This is a genomic window from Flagellimonas marinaquae (assembly GCF_023716465.1).
Taxonomy (GTDB): Bacteria; Bacteroidota; Bacteroidia; order Flavobacteriales; family Flavobacteriaceae; genus Flagellimonas; species Flagellimonas alginolytica.
On record NZ_CP092415.1, the window covers coordinates 1,552,001 to 1,568,927 of the forward strand.

General features: G+C 39.8%; 16 protein-coding genes. 10 read left to right on the forward strand and 6 right to left on the reverse strand.

Annotation, left to right across the window (positions count from 1 at the left end; all coding sequences use genetic code 11):
* Window positions 1–256: 256 nt before the first annotated feature.
* The 4 genes from MJO53_RS06960 to MJO53_RS06975 all read left to right on the forward strand — a co-directional run bounded on the left by MJO53_RS06960 (window position 257) and on the right by MJO53_RS06975 (window position 3,146).
* A complete protein-coding gene (locus MJO53_RS06960; protein ID WP_252081000.1) occupies window positions 257–1,942 on the forward strand; it encodes a glutamine--tRNA ligase/YqeY domain fusion protein in 1,686 nt (561 codons plus the stop codon).
* Window positions 1,943–2,250: 308 nt separating this feature from the next.
* On the forward strand, window positions 2,251–2,580 hold the full coding sequence (locus MJO53_RS06965; RefSeq protein ID WP_224835976.1) for a YtxH domain-containing protein: 330 nt from the start codon (window positions 2,251–2,253) through the stop codon (window positions 2,578–2,580).
* A 3-nt stretch (window positions 2,581–2,583) separates the two neighbouring features.
* A complete protein-coding gene (locus MJO53_RS06970; RefSeq protein ID WP_252081001.1) occupies window positions 2,584–2,934 on the forward strand; it encodes a phage holin family protein in 351 nt (116 codons plus the stop codon).
* A complete protein-coding gene (locus tag MJO53_RS06975) occupies window positions 2,931–3,146 on the forward strand; it encodes a DUF6327 family protein (RefSeq protein ID WP_252081002.1) in 216 nt (71 codons plus the stop codon). Before MJO53_RS06970 ends, MJO53_RS06975 begins: the two co-directional genes overlap by 4 nt.
* Window positions 3,147–3,210: 64 nt before the next feature.
* Here the strand turns inward: MJO53_RS06975 and MJO53_RS06980 are convergent, their stop codons facing one another.
* Complete coding sequence (locus MJO53_RS06980; protein ID WP_224835973.1) at window positions 3,211–4,149, reverse strand: SPFH domain-containing protein; 939 nt, start codon at window positions 4,147–4,149, stop codon at window positions 3,211–3,213.
* A gap of 92 nt (window positions 4,150–4,241) precedes the next feature.
* Window positions 4,242–5,738, reverse strand: coding sequence for a glutamate--tRNA ligase (gene gltX / locus MJO53_RS06985; RefSeq protein ID WP_252081003.1), 1,497 nt, complete (start codon window positions 5,736–5,738; stop codon window positions 4,242–4,244).
* A 261-nt stretch (window positions 5,739–5,999) separates the two neighbouring features.
* Between gltX and MJO53_RS06990 the strand changes: the two genes are divergently transcribed.
* The 6 genes from MJO53_RS06990 (at window position 6,000) to MJO53_RS07015 (ending at window position 13,802) form a co-directional block, all read left to right on the forward strand.
* Window positions 6,000–9,326, forward strand: a complete 3,327-nt coding sequence (locus MJO53_RS06990) for a hypothetical protein (RefSeq protein WP_252081004.1) — start codon at window positions 6,000–6,002, stop codon at window positions 9,324–9,326.
* Entirely contained in the window at window positions 9,319–9,738 is a 420-nt protein-coding gene (ybeY, locus tag MJO53_RS06995) for an rRNA maturation RNase YbeY (protein WP_252081005.1), read from the forward strand. Before MJO53_RS06990 ends, ybeY begins: the two co-directional genes overlap by 8 nt.
* A 2-nt stretch (window positions 9,739–9,740) precedes the next feature.
* Window positions 9,741–11,609 carry a tRNA uridine-5-carboxymethylaminomethyl(34) synthesis enzyme MnmG gene (mnmG, locus tag MJO53_RS07000; protein ID WP_252081006.1) on the forward strand — a complete coding sequence of 623 codons (1,869 nt, stop codon included), beginning with the start codon at window positions 9,741–9,743 and terminating at the stop codon, window positions 11,607–11,609.
* 94 nt (window positions 11,610–11,703) lie between these two features.
* On the forward strand, window positions 11,704–12,249 hold the full coding sequence (locus MJO53_RS07005) for a hypothetical protein (protein ID WP_252081007.1): 546 nt from the start codon (window positions 11,704–11,706) through the stop codon (window positions 12,247–12,249).
* Window positions 12,227–13,057, forward strand: a complete 831-nt coding sequence (locus MJO53_RS07010; RefSeq protein ID WP_252081008.1) for a class I SAM-dependent methyltransferase — start codon at window positions 12,227–12,229, stop codon at window positions 13,055–13,057. Before MJO53_RS07005 ends, MJO53_RS07010 begins: the two co-directional genes overlap by 23 nt.
* A gap of 238 nt (window positions 13,058–13,295) precedes the next feature.
* Window positions 13,296–13,802 (forward strand): OmpH family outer membrane protein, encoded by a 507-nt coding sequence (locus tag MJO53_RS07015; protein WP_252081009.1) that lies wholly within the window; start codon window positions 13,296–13,298, stop codon window positions 13,800–13,802.
* Between the two features lie 31 nt (window positions 13,803–13,833).
* Here the strand turns inward: MJO53_RS07015 and MJO53_RS07020 are convergent, their stop codons facing one another.
* The 4 genes from MJO53_RS07020 to MJO53_RS07035 form a co-directional block, all read right to left on the reverse strand.
* Window positions 13,834–14,430 (reverse strand): DUF7010 family protein, encoded by a 597-nt coding sequence (locus MJO53_RS07020; RefSeq protein WP_252081010.1) that lies wholly within the window; start codon window positions 14,428–14,430, stop codon window positions 13,834–13,836.
* 56 nt (window positions 14,431–14,486) lie between these two features.
* The gene (locus MJO53_RS07025) at window positions 14,487–15,209 is read right to left on the reverse strand and encodes a nitroreductase family protein (RefSeq protein WP_252081011.1); all 723 of its coding nucleotides are present in this window, start codon (window positions 15,207–15,209) and stop codon (window positions 14,487–14,489) included.
* 147 nt (window positions 15,210–15,356) lie between these two features.
* A complete protein-coding gene (locus MJO53_RS07030; protein ID WP_252081012.1) occupies window positions 15,357–15,752 on the reverse strand; it encodes a DoxX family protein in 396 nt (131 codons plus the stop codon).
* A 15-nt stretch (window positions 15,753–15,767) separates the two neighbouring features.
* Entirely contained in the window at window positions 15,768–16,919 is a 1,152-nt protein-coding gene (locus MJO53_RS07035; protein WP_252081013.1) for an ATP-binding protein, read from the reverse strand.
* Window positions 16,920–16,927 lie beyond the last annotated feature (8 nt).

Below are 16,927 nucleotides of genomic sequence, written 5' to 3' on the forward strand. Positions count from 1 at the left end.
ATTTTAAGAGGTTATGGGCCATATAGCCCTGTTAGTTTGTGCCCCTTAATAGTAATTCTTTCTAAAGACGGTGTTCAGGCGTCTCTTTTTCATATAGTAATCCAATAACAAATATGATTCTATTTTCGACGAATGGAAAGATATTGTTGTAGGTCGCTGAAAATCTGTTGTGAAAATGCCTACTTTGTATACACAGATGCACTAAAAATAGCTATCAACATGGGATTTTACTACATTTGCGCATCAAATCAAGGGTATGTCAGAAGAAGCTAGATCGCTCAATTTTATAGAACACATTATCGAGGAAGACCTAACAAAAGGTTATGTAAAGAACGATTTAAGGTTCCGATTTCCTCCTGAACCCAATGGATATTTGCATATTGGACATGCAAGTTCCATTTGTCTCAATTTTGGATTGGGATTACGGTACAACGCACCTGTTAATTTACGTTTTGACGACACTAATCCGGCCAAGGAGGAGAAAGAGTATGTTGAAGCGATTAAAAACGATGTGGAATGGCTTGGGTTTAAATGGGACAAAGAGTGTTATGCATCCGATTATTTTCAGCAGTTGTACGATTGGGCCGTATACTTGATTAAGGAGAAAAAGGCTTATGTAGATAGCCAAACTTCCGAACAAATTGCCGAACAAAAAGGTACACCTACCGAACCAGGTAAGGAAAGTCCGTACAGAAATCGTTCCGTTGAAGAGAATTTAGAACTTTTTGAAGGTATGAAAGAGGGGCGGTTTAAAGACGGGGAACATGTTCTTAGAGCTAAGATTGACATGGCATCTTCCAATATGTTGATGCGTGATCCGGTAATGTACCGAATTTTGCACAAAGCACATCACAGAACAAATACCGATTGGTGTATATATCCCATGTACGACTGGACGCATGGCGAAAGTGATTATATTGAACAAGTATCTCATTCTTTGTGTACATTGGAGTTTTTGCCCCACAGGGAGCTCTACGATTGGTTTTTAGACCAAGTGGTATCTTCGAATAAACTTAGGCCAAAACAAAGGGAATTTGCCCGTAGGAACCTAAGCCATACCGTTGTGAGCAAGCGCAAACTGCTGCAATTAGTGGAAAAGGGTGTTGTTTCCGGGTGGGACGACCCAAGAATGCCAACAATTTCTGGATTGCGAAGAAGAGGTTTTACACCTGAGTCCATTAGAAATTTTGCGGATACCATCGGTATTGCCAAAAGGGAAAACGTGGTAGATGTCTCGTTATTGGATTTTTGTGTTAGGGAGCATTTAAATAGAATTGCACCACGGGTCATGGGTGTTTTAAACCCATTAAAAGTGGTTATCACCAACTATGAAGAAGGAAAAGAAGAATGGTTGGTGGCCGAGAACAATCCGGAGGATGAGTCCGCAGGAAGTAGACAAGTACCATTTTCCAGGGAAATTTATATAGAACAGGAAGATTTTAGAGAAGAGGCCAACAGAAAATTCTTTAGGTTAAAACTTGGTGGTGAAGTACGTTTAAAGAATGGATACATTATAAAAGCCGAAACCTGCACAAAGGATAACGAAGGTAATATTACCGAAGTGCAATGTACTTACGATCCAAAAAGCAAAAGTGGCTCCGGCACCGAAGAAAGTCTTCGAAAAGTGAAGGGAACTTTACACTGGGTCTCTGTACCACATGCTATTACAGCCGAGGTTAGATTGTACGATCGTTTGTTCACGGACCCAACACCAGATGGTCATAAGGACAAGGATTTTTTCGATTTTGTTAATCCAAATTCATTACAAAAGGTAACAGGTTATTTGGAGCCGAGTCTCAAAGATTCACAAGTTGGAGATCAAATGCAATTTCAACGTATGGGATACTTTAATGTTGATAAAGATTCCACTCCAGATAAGTTGGTGTTCAATAGAACGGTTACTTTAAGGGACACTTGGGCCAAATTGGAGCAAAAAGGATAGTATAAGACTTATTTATTCTGTACTTGTTGTCCATTGAGTTACCTTATCAAAAAGCTGCTTTTTATTTGCGTTTTGCAAGCGTTTTGTTTTTCTGGAAACTATTTGCATGATGTGGACCACTATGGTTGCTTAAAAGGCTTTATTCTTAATATTTTGTCAAAAGTTATCTAAAGCGTCAAGGATTAGAGCGATTGAATCGATCATCGTTCTTTTGGCGCTTTAATTTTGGAATAAATCAATTGTTCATCCGATTTATAATCCGACTGATTGGTTTGTTAAAACAAAGTTTAATCAAAATAGATAACATTATGTCAAATAACACAGGAAACGTATTAACCGCATTATTAACCGGAGCCGTTGTGGGTGCCGGAATAGGAATTTTATATGCTCCGGACAAAGGAAAGAAAACCAGAAAGAAAATTAAAAAAAGTGCCGTTAAGGCCAAAGACGATCTTGCACAAAGTCTTCACAACGCCAAGGATGAGTTCTCTAAAACGGCGGATGCCAAAAAAGTCGAATTTGAGGAAAAATTGGAGGATACCCTTTCCAATATGAGCTATAAGGCCGATGATATTTTGGTAGCATTGGAGAAAAAGCTGGAAGACCTTAGAGAAAAGAATGCCCAACTTCAAAAGTAATATATGGCATTCGAAGACATTAAAGAGCAAGTGGGCTATGTAGAGGATGGTGTGAAGAACTACCTAAAAAACAGCCTGGACCTATACAGACTGCAGAGTTTTAAGTCCATGATGAAAGGCATCACTATGGCCACAAAGGCATTGTTTATAGGTGGCTTTGCATCAATTGCCCTTTTGTTTTTATCGATAAGCGCTGCTTTTTGGTTGGGATCATGGACGGGCAATACCGCAACGGGCTTTTTAATTGTAGGATGCTTTTATGTACTGATTGGTATGTTTCTTTTTATTCTCAGAAAAAGGATAGAAAAGCCACTTTTAAAACGATTTTCTAAATTTTATTTTGATGAGTTATGATGCATACCGAATACACATCTTTTGAAGAAATAGACCGAGACCTTAAAATCCTAAAGTTACAAAGGCAGATACACGAGGAAAAGGTAAAATTAGCGGTACAGAATACCAAAGAGGAATTTTACCCAGCCAATATATTGGGAGGTTTGGCCCCATTGTTCCAAAAAATCGCAATCTCTTTGGTGGCAAAAAAATTGCTTAGAAAGTTAGGTTAGAATTTGGTAACCAGCACAAAAAGGCTCCCGATCGGGAGCCTTTTTTATTGTTCATTACAAAGAGTTATTCGGTTGTGCCCGAATCTTTTTCGTTTTGTTTACGTTTCATGGCCTCTCCGATTTGGTTACTTGCTGTAAAGGATGCTACCATATTGTTCAGCATATCGCTACCCGCTTGAGGGGAGTTGGGCAATAGAATCAGGTTGGTGTCGGTTTCTTCACCAATGGCCTGCAAGGTATCGTAGTGTTGGGTAACAACGATCAATGCAGATGCTTCCTGGGAATTTATGCCCACTTTGTTCAATACTTCAACAGATTCTTCCAGTCCACGTGCAATTTCCCTGCGTTGGTCGGCTATACCTTGACCTTGCAAACGCTTACTTTCTGCTTCGGCCTTAGCTTTTTCTACTATAAGGATACGTTGGGCATCACCTTCAAACTGTGCTGCAATTTTCTCGCGCTCCGATGCATTTATTCGGTTCATTGCGGCTTTTACCTGCGCATCTGGATCAATGTCGGTAACGAGGGTCTTTATTATATCGTATCCATACTCGAGCATGGCATCTTGCAATTCTGATTTTACCGCGATGGCGATATCATCTTTTTTGACGAAAACGTCGTCCAGCTTCATTTTTGGAACTTCTGCACGCACAACATCAAAAACATAAGAGGTAATTTGATCATGCGGATATTCCAATTTATAGAATGCTTCGTATACTTTTTCTCTGATTACAACATATTGCACGGACACCTTCAACTTTACAAAAACGTCGTCCAATGTTTTGGTCTCAACGATTACGTCCAGCTGCTGGATCTTTAGGCTCAGTCTGCCGGCGATTCGATCAACAAGTGGGATTTTCATTTGTAATCCTGAATTACGGATACTCTGAAATCTACCAAAACGCTCAACAACAACAGCGGTCTGTTGCTTTACGATAAAGAAAAATTTGAATAAAATAATAAGCGCGACAAACGCAATAGGTATTAGTAAATAGTTGCCCATAGTGTTTAGATTTTATGTTAGAAATGGAAATTACAAAACTCGACCAATGTATTAGTAGTCAATTATTGAATATTGTTACAGTTCCTGAAAATCTAAAGTTGTTCAATGGCCGTACTTATGCGTTTTACACTTTCTTCTTTACCGATTAAAGCCATAATGTCGAATAGATGCGGCCCTTTCATATCCCCAACGATCACCAAACGCAGCGGAGGCATAACCTTACCGAACGAAAGCTCTTTTTGTCCTATCCAGGCCTTAACTTTTTCTTCTACTATGGCAGATTCAAAGTCATTTATACCTTTTAGGATATCAATAACTCCCTTCATAATGTCCGGCGTATCCTCTTTCCATTGTTTTTTTACCGCTTTTTCGTTGTAAGTGGTGGGCGCCGTGAAGAAATAATCGGATAGTTCCCAAAAATCCTTCACAAAAACAGCACGCTCTTTTATCGAATAAACTACCTGTTTTATGTAACTGGAATTTGCGGAAATTCCTTTGGATTCAAGATCTACAGTAAATAGTTGGGCGAGTTCATCGTCGCTCTTTTTTTGTAGCCACTGCTGATTATACCAATTGTTTTTTTCTGGATCGAAACGCGCCCCCGACTTGTTTACACGTTCCAGCGAAAAAGCGTTTACCAATTCTTGTAGGCTGAATATTTCTTGTTCGGTTCCAGGGTTCCAACCGAGAAGCGCCAAAAAGTTGATCACTGCCTCGGGAAAAAAACCAGCTTCTTTATAACCCACAGATTGGTTCCAGCTTAGTGGGAAAACAGGAAAACCTCCCTTTTCTCCATCACGCTTGCTTAATTTCCCTTTCCCTACTGGCTTCATGATCAATGGTAGGTGTGCAAATTCGGGTGCCTTCCAACCAAATGCATCATAAAGTAGTTGGTGCAACGCCAAAGAGGGCAACCATTCTTCACCACGGATCACATGGGAAATCTCCATTAGATGGTCATCAACGATATTGGCTAAATGGTATGTGGGCATACCATCACTTTTAAACAAAACTTTGTCATCCAGAACATTGGTGTCTATTTTGATTTCACCTCTAATGCTATCGTTGAGAATGAGTTGTTGGTTCTCCGGCGATTTAAATCGAATAACATAATCCTCACCATTATCAATTTTTGATTTTACTTCTTCCGGGGATAGAGATAGGGAATTGGTCAGTTTTAGACGGTTATGCCAATTATAAATAAATGTTTTGCCTTTGGCCTCATGGTCTTTTCTGTGATGATCTAAGGTTTCCGGGGTATCAAAAGCGTAATAGGCTTTATCTTTTGCAATAAGATCAAGAGCATATTGTTTGTAGAGATGTTTTCGTTCACTTTGACGATATGGACCAAAAGCACCTTCTTTGCCTGGACCCTCATCAAAGGGAATTCCGGACCAGTTTAAGGAGTCTATAATATATTGTTCGGCACCCTCTACGAACCTGTTCTGATCGGTATCTTCTATACGAAGTATAAAATCGCCATTGTTTTTTTTGGCGAACAAATAATTGAACAATGCGGTTCGCAGGCCTCCTATGTGAAGGGGGCCGGTGGGACTAGGTGCAAAACGGACACGTACTTTCTGACTCATAACAGTGTTAAATTTACTCGCAAAGATACGTTCCCCCACACGAATTGGAAAGATTTTGGATGCTTGCTTTCTGTAGTTGGGATAATTGGAAAAGAGTAAGGTTTAACAAAATTTTTCTGTTGGTTTACTAAGGATCAGGTAATTTGGTAAGACAAATGCATTATTGTGAATGGATATCAGCACATATTAGATAAGTTAGAGGACTTCACTAAACGATTTTATGCTAAAGAATTGATTAAAGGTTTGTTCTTGTTTTTAAGCTTGGGAACAATTTTTTGGTTTGTTGTTGTTGGATTTGAATACTGGCTCTGGTTGGATAATGCTTGGAGAATGGTGCTGTTCTGTGTTTTTATTTTGGTGGAGCTGTATTTATTGTACCGTTATATAGTGGTTCCTTTGCTGTATCTTTTTAAAATCCGAAATGGAATTGATACAAAAGACGCCTCTAAACTTATTGGGTCACATTTTCCAGAGGTAGGAGATAAACTCTATAATTTATTGGAACTATCGGATAACAATGAAAAAACAGAATTGTTGTTGGCCAGTATTGATCAAAGAGCCGAACAACTAAAGCCGGTACCCTTCACAAAAGCAGTGGATTATAGAGAAAGCTATAGGTATGCAAAATATGTGGTAATACCCCTGATGCTTTTAGTTTTTATTTGGTTAACAGGAGATTTGGTGTCGTTTTTCAACTCCCATAAAAGGGTTGTGCAATACGATACCGCCTTTGAGAGACCTGCACCTTTTTCATTTGTTTTATTGAACAACACATTAGAGGTTATGGACAGCCAAGCCTTACTAATCCAGGTTAGAACGGTTGGCGAAGTTCGTCCCGATCAAGTGGAGATCGTTGTTAATAATGAGCCGTTGTTAATGCAGAAAAAGAACGATTTTTATGAATATACTTTTCAAGCGCCAGTATTAAGTTCAAAGTTCTATTTTTCTGCTAATGGATGGAATTCCAGAACATACACTGTAAATAGTTATAGGACTCCAACATTGGTGGATTTTACGTTGGAGTTGGATTTTCCAAAGTATTTAAACCGGGTGTCTGAGAAGGTTAGCGGTACTGGGAATGCGGATATCCCGGAAGGCACCAAGGTGACATGGAATATTTTGGGAAATTATGTGGAAGACATAAAGATGAAAGCTATGGATACAGTCCTTGCTTTTCAAAAAGATGGTGATCTATTTAATATTGATAGAAAAATATTTAACGATTTTGATTATGAACTGCGGACATCCAATGAGAGGGTTAAGGATTTTGAAAAACTCTCGTATCGTTTAAACGTGGTCAAAGATCAAAAAGCTACCGTACAAGTAGATCAAGTATTGGATTCATTGAACCCGAACGAATCATATTTTATTGGGGAAGCGGCCGATGATCATGGGATAAGTGATATTCGTTTGGTGGTTTACCCAACGGATGATTTAGAAAACCAGCAACGCTTGTCTTTGGAAAAGCCAAATAGCAATGTATATCAGTTTTACTACACTTTTCCTTCTGGATTGGCATTGGAAAGTGGTAAACAGTATAAGCTGTTTTTCGAAATTGTTGATAATGATGGAATTAGAGGCGGCAAGGTGACAAAAAGCGCTACGTTTAATGCCACTATATATAGTGATAAAGAGTTGATAGACAAGGAGATGGAGCATCAGAGCACTACTTTGAAAAAGTTGGATAATACATTGGAAGAATATAAGAAGCAAGAAGATATACTGTCCGAGATCTCTAATTTACAAAAGGAGGAAAAGGCGCTTAATTATGAAGAGAAAAACCAGATAAAGAATTTTTTGAACAAGCAAAAACAACAGGAAGAGCTGATGCAAAAATTCAGCAATGATTTGAACAAAAGTATAGAGAAAAGTTCGCAGGATACTGAACTTAAAAAAATGCTTCAGGAACGTTTGGAACGACAAGAGGCAGAGGCTAAGAAGAATGCCGAGCTTTTGGAAGAATTAAATAAAATTGCTGAAAAATTAGAAAAGGAAGAGTTTCAGAACAGGCTGGAGGAGCTAGGTAAAAATCAAAGTAAGAATGCAAGGAACCTCGAACAGATCTTGGAATTGACCAAAAAGTACTACGTTACTGAGAAAGCCAATCAAATAGCTAATAATCTTGAACAACTAGCTAAGAAGCAAGAAATATTGTCGGAATTAAAATTGGGTCAGGATTTTAGTGACAAAGAGCAGAACAAATTAAATGATGAATTTAAGGAGCTGGAAAACGAGATACGAGACCTGGAGAAGGACAATGATAAGCTTCAAAAACCATTGGACTTAGGTACGGATAAGAAAAAGACAGATGCTATTAAACAGGATCAAGAGGAGGCACTAGATGAAATTAATAAGCATCAAGGCTTGGAAGAATCTTCTCAATCGGAAGAGAGACAACAAGCTGGAAGGAACGCTTCCAAAAAGCAAAAGTCCGCTGCCCAGAAAATGAATGAAATGAGCCAGTCCATGAAATCCAGCGCCAGCTCCGCCGGAGGTGAAACAGATGCTGAGGACGCAGAAATGTTAAGGCAAATATTGGATAATTTGGTAACGTTTTCTTTTCAACAAGAAAATTTATACGATAACATTCAGAATGCCGATGTTGACATTTCTCAATTTTCAAGAACAGTAAAAAACCAACAAAACTTACGTAGGTTGTTCGAACATGTGGATGATAGTCTATTTGCACTTTCATTGCGCAGGGCAGAATTGTCGGAATTTGTCAATGAGCAAATAACCGAAGTGTATTATAACATAGACAAATCATTGGAAAGTATAGCCGAAAATCAGATTTATCAAGGAGCATCTTATCAGCAATATGTTATTAATGCCACAAATGCATTGGCTGATTTTTTGGCCAATGTGCTGGATAATATGCAACAAAATATGCAACCCGGACAGGGTAAGGGGTCTGGTCAGGATTTTCAATTACCGGATATCATTCAAGGGCAAAAGGATATCCAGGAAAAAATGAACGGGAGTGGTAAACAGGGACAACAATCCCAAGGTGAAGGCCAGGAGCCCGGTAAGAGTAGTGGCGGTCAAGAAGAGGGGAATACTGGCGGCCAAGGTAGGGGAAACAAAGGAGAGAAAGGAGAATCTGGTTCTACGGGAAGTTCTGATAGGAAAGAGCAAAAAGGTGCGCAAGAGGGAGGCAATGGTATTGGTGAAATGGACCTGAACGAGGTTTACGAAATTTATAAGGAACAGCAATATTTAAGGGAAAAGTTGGAACAGCAATTAGAGGATATGTTACAAGAGTCTGATAAAAATCTCGCTAAAAAGCTGGTCCACTTAATGGAAGAATTTGAGAATGACCTATTGCAGAACGGTATTACGGAACGCACCCAGAGTAAGGCTAACAACATTCAACATCAATTGATGAAGCTCGAAAATGCAGCTATGGAGCAAGGTGAGAAAAAAGAAAGGGAAAGTAGCACTAGCATTAAAAGATTCGATAACCCCATTACTACACGACCGGAGCTCCTTCGGGATTATAGAAATAGCATTGAAATATTAAATAGACAAGCACTACCTTTGCGCCAAAATTTTGAAAAGAAGGTAAAGGTTTATTTCGATAATGATTGATTTTCATTTTAAAAGTGATTTTGTTTTAGAGAACAAACCCAAGTATTCAGATTGGATAACTAGGGTAGTAGATTCAGAAAATTATTCGGTGGGTCAGATCGATTATATTTTCTGCACAGATGATTACTTGTTACAATTGAACAAGGAGTACTTGAATCACGATACGTTAACGGACATCATTACTTTCGATTATACAGATGGATCGGTTATTTCTGGCGACGTTTTTATTTCTACCGAGCGTGTTGAAGAAAACGCTATAAAGTTTAAGGAAGATTTTTTGGATGAGCTACGCAGAATAATGAGCCATGGGGTGTTGCACCTTACTGGATATAAAGATAAAACGGTTGCCGAAAAAGAGTTAATGCGCAAAAAGGAAGATGAAAAAATTAAAATGTTCCACGTGGAACCATAGCTATGTTTGAAAAGGAATATAACGTAATTGTTGTTGGTGGAGGACACGCTGGGGCGGAGGCTACCGCTGCCGCCGCGAATATGGGCTCAAGCACTTTGCTGGTCACTATGAACCTACAAACGATTGGGCAAATGTCGTGCAACCCTGCAATGGGTGGAATTGCAAAAGGTCAAATTGTTCGAGAAATAGATGCATTGGGGGGATATAGCGGCATCATCACGGACAAGTCGGCCATTCAATTTAAAATGTTGAACAAATCCAAAGGCCCCGCTATGTGGAGTCCAAGGGCACAGAACGATAGAATGCGGTTTGCTGAGGAATGGCGCATGGCTTTGGAGAATACACCAAATGCCGATTTTTATCAGGAAATGGTAAATGGTTTGTTGATTGAAGGGGATAAAGTAGTGGGCGTAAAAACAAGTCTTGGGCTCGAAATTAGAGGCAAGGCGGTTGTCTTGACCAATGGAACTTTTTTAAATGGGTTGATCCACATCGGGGAAAAACAATTGGGAGGAGGAAGAGCTGGTGAGAAAGCGGCGACAGGTATTACTGAACAGTTAGTTGACCTTGGTTTCGATAGTGGACGAATGAAAACGGGAACACCGCCAAGAGTGGATGGCAGGTCCTTGGATTACTCCAAAATGATTCCCCAGCCAGGAGATGCACAGCCAGAAAAATTCTCGTATTTAAACACACCGGTTCTTACTGAACAGAGAGATTGTTACATGACGCATACGAGTAAATTGGTTCACGATTTATTGCGAGAAGGGTTTGAAAGGTCGCCAATGTTCAATGGGAGGATTAAAAGTATAGGGCCCAGATATTGCCCCTCTATTGAGGATAAGATCAATCGTTTTGCAGATAAAGATTCTCATCAAATATTTGTTGAGCCCGAGGGTTGGAATACTGTGGAAGTTTATGTAAATGGCTTCTCAACCTCATTGCCCGAAGATGTTCAATATAAAGCTTTAAAATCCGTAAAGGGATTCGAGCATGTAAAGTTTTTTAGACCTGGTTACGCAATCGAGTACGATTATTTTCCTCCAACACAATTAAAGCATACCCTTGAAACCAAGTTGGTGAACAACCTTTATTTTGCAGGACAAATTAATGGCACAACTGGCTATGAAGAAGCGGCTTCCCAAGGGTTAATGGCCGGGATAAATGCTCATCTTAAAATTAACGAAAAGGAACCTTTTGTACTTAAAAGAGATGAGGCATATATTGGAGTTTTGGTCGATGATTTGATTACCAAAGGGACGGAGGAACCTTATCGTATGTTCACATCAAGGGCGGAATATAGAACATTGCTACGCCAAGACAACGCAGATTTACGCTTAACACCAAAGGGATATCAAATCGGTTTAGCTAAAGAAGAACGGGTAAACAGGATGGAAGAAAAGATGAAAAAGTCTGAGGCTTTTGTTCATTTTTTCAAGAAAACCAGTTTCAATACGGAAGAAATCAACCCCATTTTAGAAGGGCTCCATTCATCTTTGGTAAAGCAGTCGGATAAACTATTCAAGGTGTTTTCAAGACCAAAGGTTACCATGGACCACATGCTTCAATTAGATGCTGTCGCACAATTTGTGAAGGAAAACGAGCTCGATCCCGAAGTGCTGGAGCAAGCCGAGATCCAAGTAAAATATTCTGGTTATATAGAGAAAGAAAAGACAAACGCGGATAAACTTCAGAGGTTGGAAAATGTCCGAATTCCGGATAATTTCGATTATTCAAAATTGAAATCACTCTCATATGAGGCAAGAGAAAAGCTGGAGAATATTCGCCCGGTAACCATTTCGCAAGCTTCACGTATAAGTGGTGTTTCTCCTGCCGATATAAGCGTCCTTTTAGTCTTTTTGGGGCGATAAGGAGCCAAACTGTTCCACGTGGAACAACTGTTATCTTTTTGGCCGGATGTAATTGGCTCAGTTTTTGATTTGTATTTGCAAATCAACTTGTAAAATGAAACAGCATCTACTTCTTGCGTTAGCGGTTATGTTTTTGCATTCATGTATACCACTGCGTATTGCCCCCACTATAAAAGATTATAAAATAACCCAAGGAAAAAAGTTTAAAAGGGGACTGCCCAAGAAAACAGTTTTTGTGTTCGAAGACCCAAAAGATGCCGACGAGTTTTACCATTATGTAAACACAAAATATCAACTGGACGATTATTACGTGGATGTGCAAGTACCATTTACAATCAATGACCAAACCTTTTATTTTTCATTTTACGAAGTCGAGATTCCGACCAAAACCATAAACCTGGTTCCTTTGGCGTTGGATGTGGCATTAAGCCGAGCGGCCGATATGGATCCCATGTTTGAGGATGCCCATGCTACACGAATAGGTAATTGGTACATAGCCATAGAAATATTCAGTGCAACAGAAGAAGATTGTTTATCGTTCGATTCAGTTTCAAGAGAATTGGTTTTGTCCTATCTTCGGGATTTGAAGAAAGAATATTTGGCCACCGATAATTATAATGAGCTTGTTTTTAAAAACTAAAGACTTTTCTGTTTCAGGCGAAGAATTTGAACTACATCATGATCAAGACCTGGATATGTTGGTTACTAAACCACAACCCGAAAGCCTTGACTTATATTACGAAAGTGAGGACTATATATCGCATACCGATGCCCAAAATACTTTTACAGATAGATTGTACCAGTTTGTTAAGCGCAGAAATTTACAAAATAAAATTCAAGTAATTGATAATCAGGTAAATAAACCAATAAATCTACTTGACATTGGTGCAGGAACTGGAGATTTTGTGCTTACGGCAAAAAAACATGGATTTGAAGCCTTTGGGGTGGAGCCCAACAACAAGGCTAGGGAACTAGCTCTAAAAAAAGGTGTGGGGCTAAGCGCCAAAATAGAAGAGATAAACACTAATAGGTTCCAAGCCATCACTCTTTGGCATGTACTAGAGCATTTACCGGATTTGGAAAAAGATATTAAAACTTTGGTGGGTCTTTTGGAAGAGGACGGCGTAATGGTAATCGCTGTCCCAAATTTTAAATCGTATGATGCAAACCATTATGGGTCGTTTTGGGCCGGTTACGATGTTCCCAGGCATCTTTGGCATTTTTCAAAAACAGCGATCGCCAAAATATTTGCTGCACATCAAATGGAAGTGGTAAAGATTGGACCCATGCTCTTCGATGCATTTTACGTTTCCATGCTTTCAGAAAAATACAAAGGCAACAAGCTTTATCTGATCAAAGCCTTTTTTATTGGACTATGGTCAAATTTAAGTGCCTTCTTCACCAAAGAACACTCTTCACTGATTTATATCCTCAAAAAGAAGCAATAAGCCGTTTTAAGTCTTTTGAACAGCTCATTTCACACTAAATAGGACAATTACATTGGCCAAAAAAGAAACGCTTTCAGAGAGCCGTTTCTGAACGCACAGAACATAAGTGAGCTCAATAGAAATTGAAACTATGAATAAGAAAAGCTTATAGTTCCAATTTTAACTTTTTAGAACGTTCCAACTTAATTATCCCTATTTGAAAACCTTTTCTATTTTTGCCATCTATAAAAACTTAATGATGAAAAAATTACTAGTGCTTGTAATTGCCATAACCGCCATGGCATGTCAGCAGAACAAAATCGCATTTGTGGATAGTGTACGAATCATGGACGAGTATCAAGAGAAAGTAGATGTTGAGGCCAGGTTCAAAACCAAAGCGGATGCCATGGGCAAAAAAAGAGATAGTATTTCACAAGCTTTTCAATTGGAATTGCAACAGTTTCAGACCAAGGCGCAGAAAATGTCACAGAAAAATGCACAAGAGGAATACGCACAACTACAACAGCGTGGGCAATTTGTTGGTCAACAGTTGCAACAAGAAGAGCAGCAGTTACAGCAATCCAGTCAGGCAGAGATGGACAGCTTGGTAAAAAAGGTGAAAAAAGAAATAAAAGCCTATGGCGAGGCAAATGGTTTCACGTACATCCTTGGAGGTGGCGACGGGGGCTCCGTTATTTATGGGGACGAAACAAATGACGTTACCGATGCCATTCTAAAAATATTGAACGATAAATACGAAAAATAAAATTATAGTTCAGTTGTACACCAGCCCGCTTTTAAGAGCGGGCTTTTTGTTTTTGTGCCTTTGATTTTTTATATGATGTGAATAAAAAAGCACCGAACGCAAGTTCAACCACGGCACCACTAAGTGCTGAAAGGCCGGGAGATGCATTTAGGAAAAACAACCCAAAGGCAGTAGCTCCCAAAAGCCCGCCCAATATCCAATATATCTTAATCCCGTAAAGCGTGGTAAAGGTCAAATACCTTCCACCAATGATCAAAAGCATACCTTGAAAAAACCACGCATGCTCCTGCAGAGATAGCAACAATGCCAGAGGAATGCACATGAGCATAAAAAATGTACCCTCCATGGCCAGTTTTCCCAATGCATTTTGATTGGAATGTTTACCAGGAACACCGGTTAACCTAGCCAACAACAATCCTAAAGGATTAATAAGCATGCCGCCGAAAAAAAGCGTCCAAACCGCAGTTTGGCCATTGACCAAAAACGCCACTGATCCAGAAACAAGCCAAACCAATCCGGATGACAATACACCCAACGCCCCATAACCGTAACCCTTGCGAAGGTCGGATTGGGCAACATTAATATGGTTTAGGTCTTGCGTACCGGAATTGTTACTTGCTGTGTCCATATAAAATGGGGTTAGTTTTTTAAAAAGATTAACCAAATAAAATAATGAAACTTAGGCTACACACGCGTATAAACTTCTTTAAATGGAATACGCATGCGATCGCCCCATACCCCGCCTTCTGCACGAATGCCACACGAGATAATCATGTTGATCTGTGCTCCATAGGGCAATTTTAAAATGCGCTTTGCCCGTTTGCTATCAAAGCCCTCCATGGGACAGGTATCATATCCTTTGGAAGACATGGCCAGCATAAAGGTTTGGGCGGCCAGTGCACATGTTTTATGTACAACTACATTCATATCGCTTTCGGATACTTGGTAAACCATAGGTCGGAACAACCCGACTATATTTACCATAATTTTTCTGATAACTCCAAGCACACCAAAAAAACGAGCATATAAAAATGGCATTACCCTTCCATAATACAGCTGCCATCTCTTTATGCGGGCCTCTTGTTTTTCTCTTGGGCTATTCTTTTGGACATTTTTGGTTTCTAGTTTTAGCATATCTCTTTCCCTTGTCCGATGAAGATCTTGGCGTGTAACAAAAACCACTAATTGTTGGGCTGTTGTGGCCGCCTGTTGGTCCAAACAAGCCACCGAAAGTTTTTTAAGCACCTCAGGATTTGTGATATGGTAAAACTCCCAAAGCTGCATATTGGAACTATTGGGTGCCAAAGTGGCCATTTGGAGGCAATGTTTCACGACCTCTTCATCAATGGCCTCTTCTTTATAATTTCTGACGGAGCGACGATGGATTACGGCTTCTTCAAATGTCATTGGGGTGGTGGATTAAGTAGAGTTGATTAAAATTAAAAACGAAAGTCAAACGATTTTGTATGGGAAACCAAAGAGTTCTTGCAGCCCATATCAATTTCCATTTAGGGCCAATCTCAATTATATATGGGAGCGTGCTCCAAACGTGTCTTATTGCATTAAAAACACTAAAAATAGGGTAGGTATCAAGTACACAACAATAGTTTGGGCACCTACGTAATCTTTGGCGACCCTCTGACCCAATAACAACATCAGCAAGGTAATTCCCGACAGAATGGCGCCGTAAAAGCCATAACTGCTCTCACTATCAACAATAAATTGAAAAGCGCCGACACCGGCCAGTATTCCCGATAACATTTCCAATACCAAAACAATTCCCAGAAGTCCGGGGACCATTCCCCTAAAAATGGATTTGGAAAAATGACCGGTCAACCAATCCAAATTGCCTTTCCAATCTAAAATTTTATCTATTCCACTTTGCAAAAATGTAATTGTCAAAAACAATAATAAGAGGATTTCTGTGGCGTTCGCGAATACATTGTTCATAAACTATATTTTAAATTAGGCGGCCTTGGCGTGCAAAAGCCTTGTAAGTTTTATGGACAGGTCCGTAAAGATCAATTTGGAATTTCCGTTACGTTCCACGTGAAAAATAGCCTGTTCCAACTCCTTTACAATATCCAAAATATTGTTTTCATGTACAAAAGGAGCAAATTTGTTGAGGTCAAAGCCCTCCATATGTATTTTCGCATGTACCAGTTCCGTGGCGCTATAATTTAGCAAAAGTGCTTGGCGCATCATGGTGAGACAGTAATTCAAAAACTTCTTTTGCACCTCACGTCCCGTTTTTGCCACCTCGTCGCTCCACAAGATCAGTTCCTGTACCGCAGCTTTGTTACCTTTGGCCTTAAATGCGCTGCGCACCCATTGTACAAACCATCTTTCGAAAACCAAATCCTCGGAATCCTTGTTCAATAGATCCAAAGCTTTATTAAAATTCCCGTTTGCTTCCAAGGCAATGGTCAACGCTTCGGTCTGGTCCACACCTTTTAGGAGGAGCGCATCGGTAATCGCTTGTTCCGCAAGTGGGGGAAAATTCAAAATTTGACAACGGGATCTGATCGTGTTTATGATTTGTTCTTCATCTTCGGCCAAAAGGAGCAAAATGGTTTTGTTTGGAGGCTCCTCGATCAATTTTAGCAGCTTGTTCGCAGCGGAGACATTCATTTTTTCCGCCATCCAGACAATCAAGATCTTATATCCGCCCTCATAAGACTTTAACGATAGCTTTTTAACCATGTCCTGGGCTTCGTCCACCCCGATTTGGCCCTGTTTTTTTTCAATGCCGATATGCCGGTACCAGTCGAACAGGTTTCCATATGGTTGCTCTTTTACAAATTGGCGCCACTCTTCCAAATAATGGTCGCTTACCGCATGCGATTTTATCTTGTCCGAATTGGAAACGGGAAAAGCAAAATGAAGATCGGGATGCGACAATGAGTTGCATTTGGTATTGCAATCGGTATGTCCTCCTTCATTTTCGACACCGATGTTGCCACACAACAGATACTGGGCATAGGCAATTGCCATGGGCAGAACGCCGGAACCCTCTGGCCCCACAAATAATTGAGCATGCGCCACCCTTCCGGTTTCAGCTGTGGTCACCAAATGGTTTTTGATGTGCTCTAAGCCTAAAACATTTTTAAAAAGCATGTCCCAAA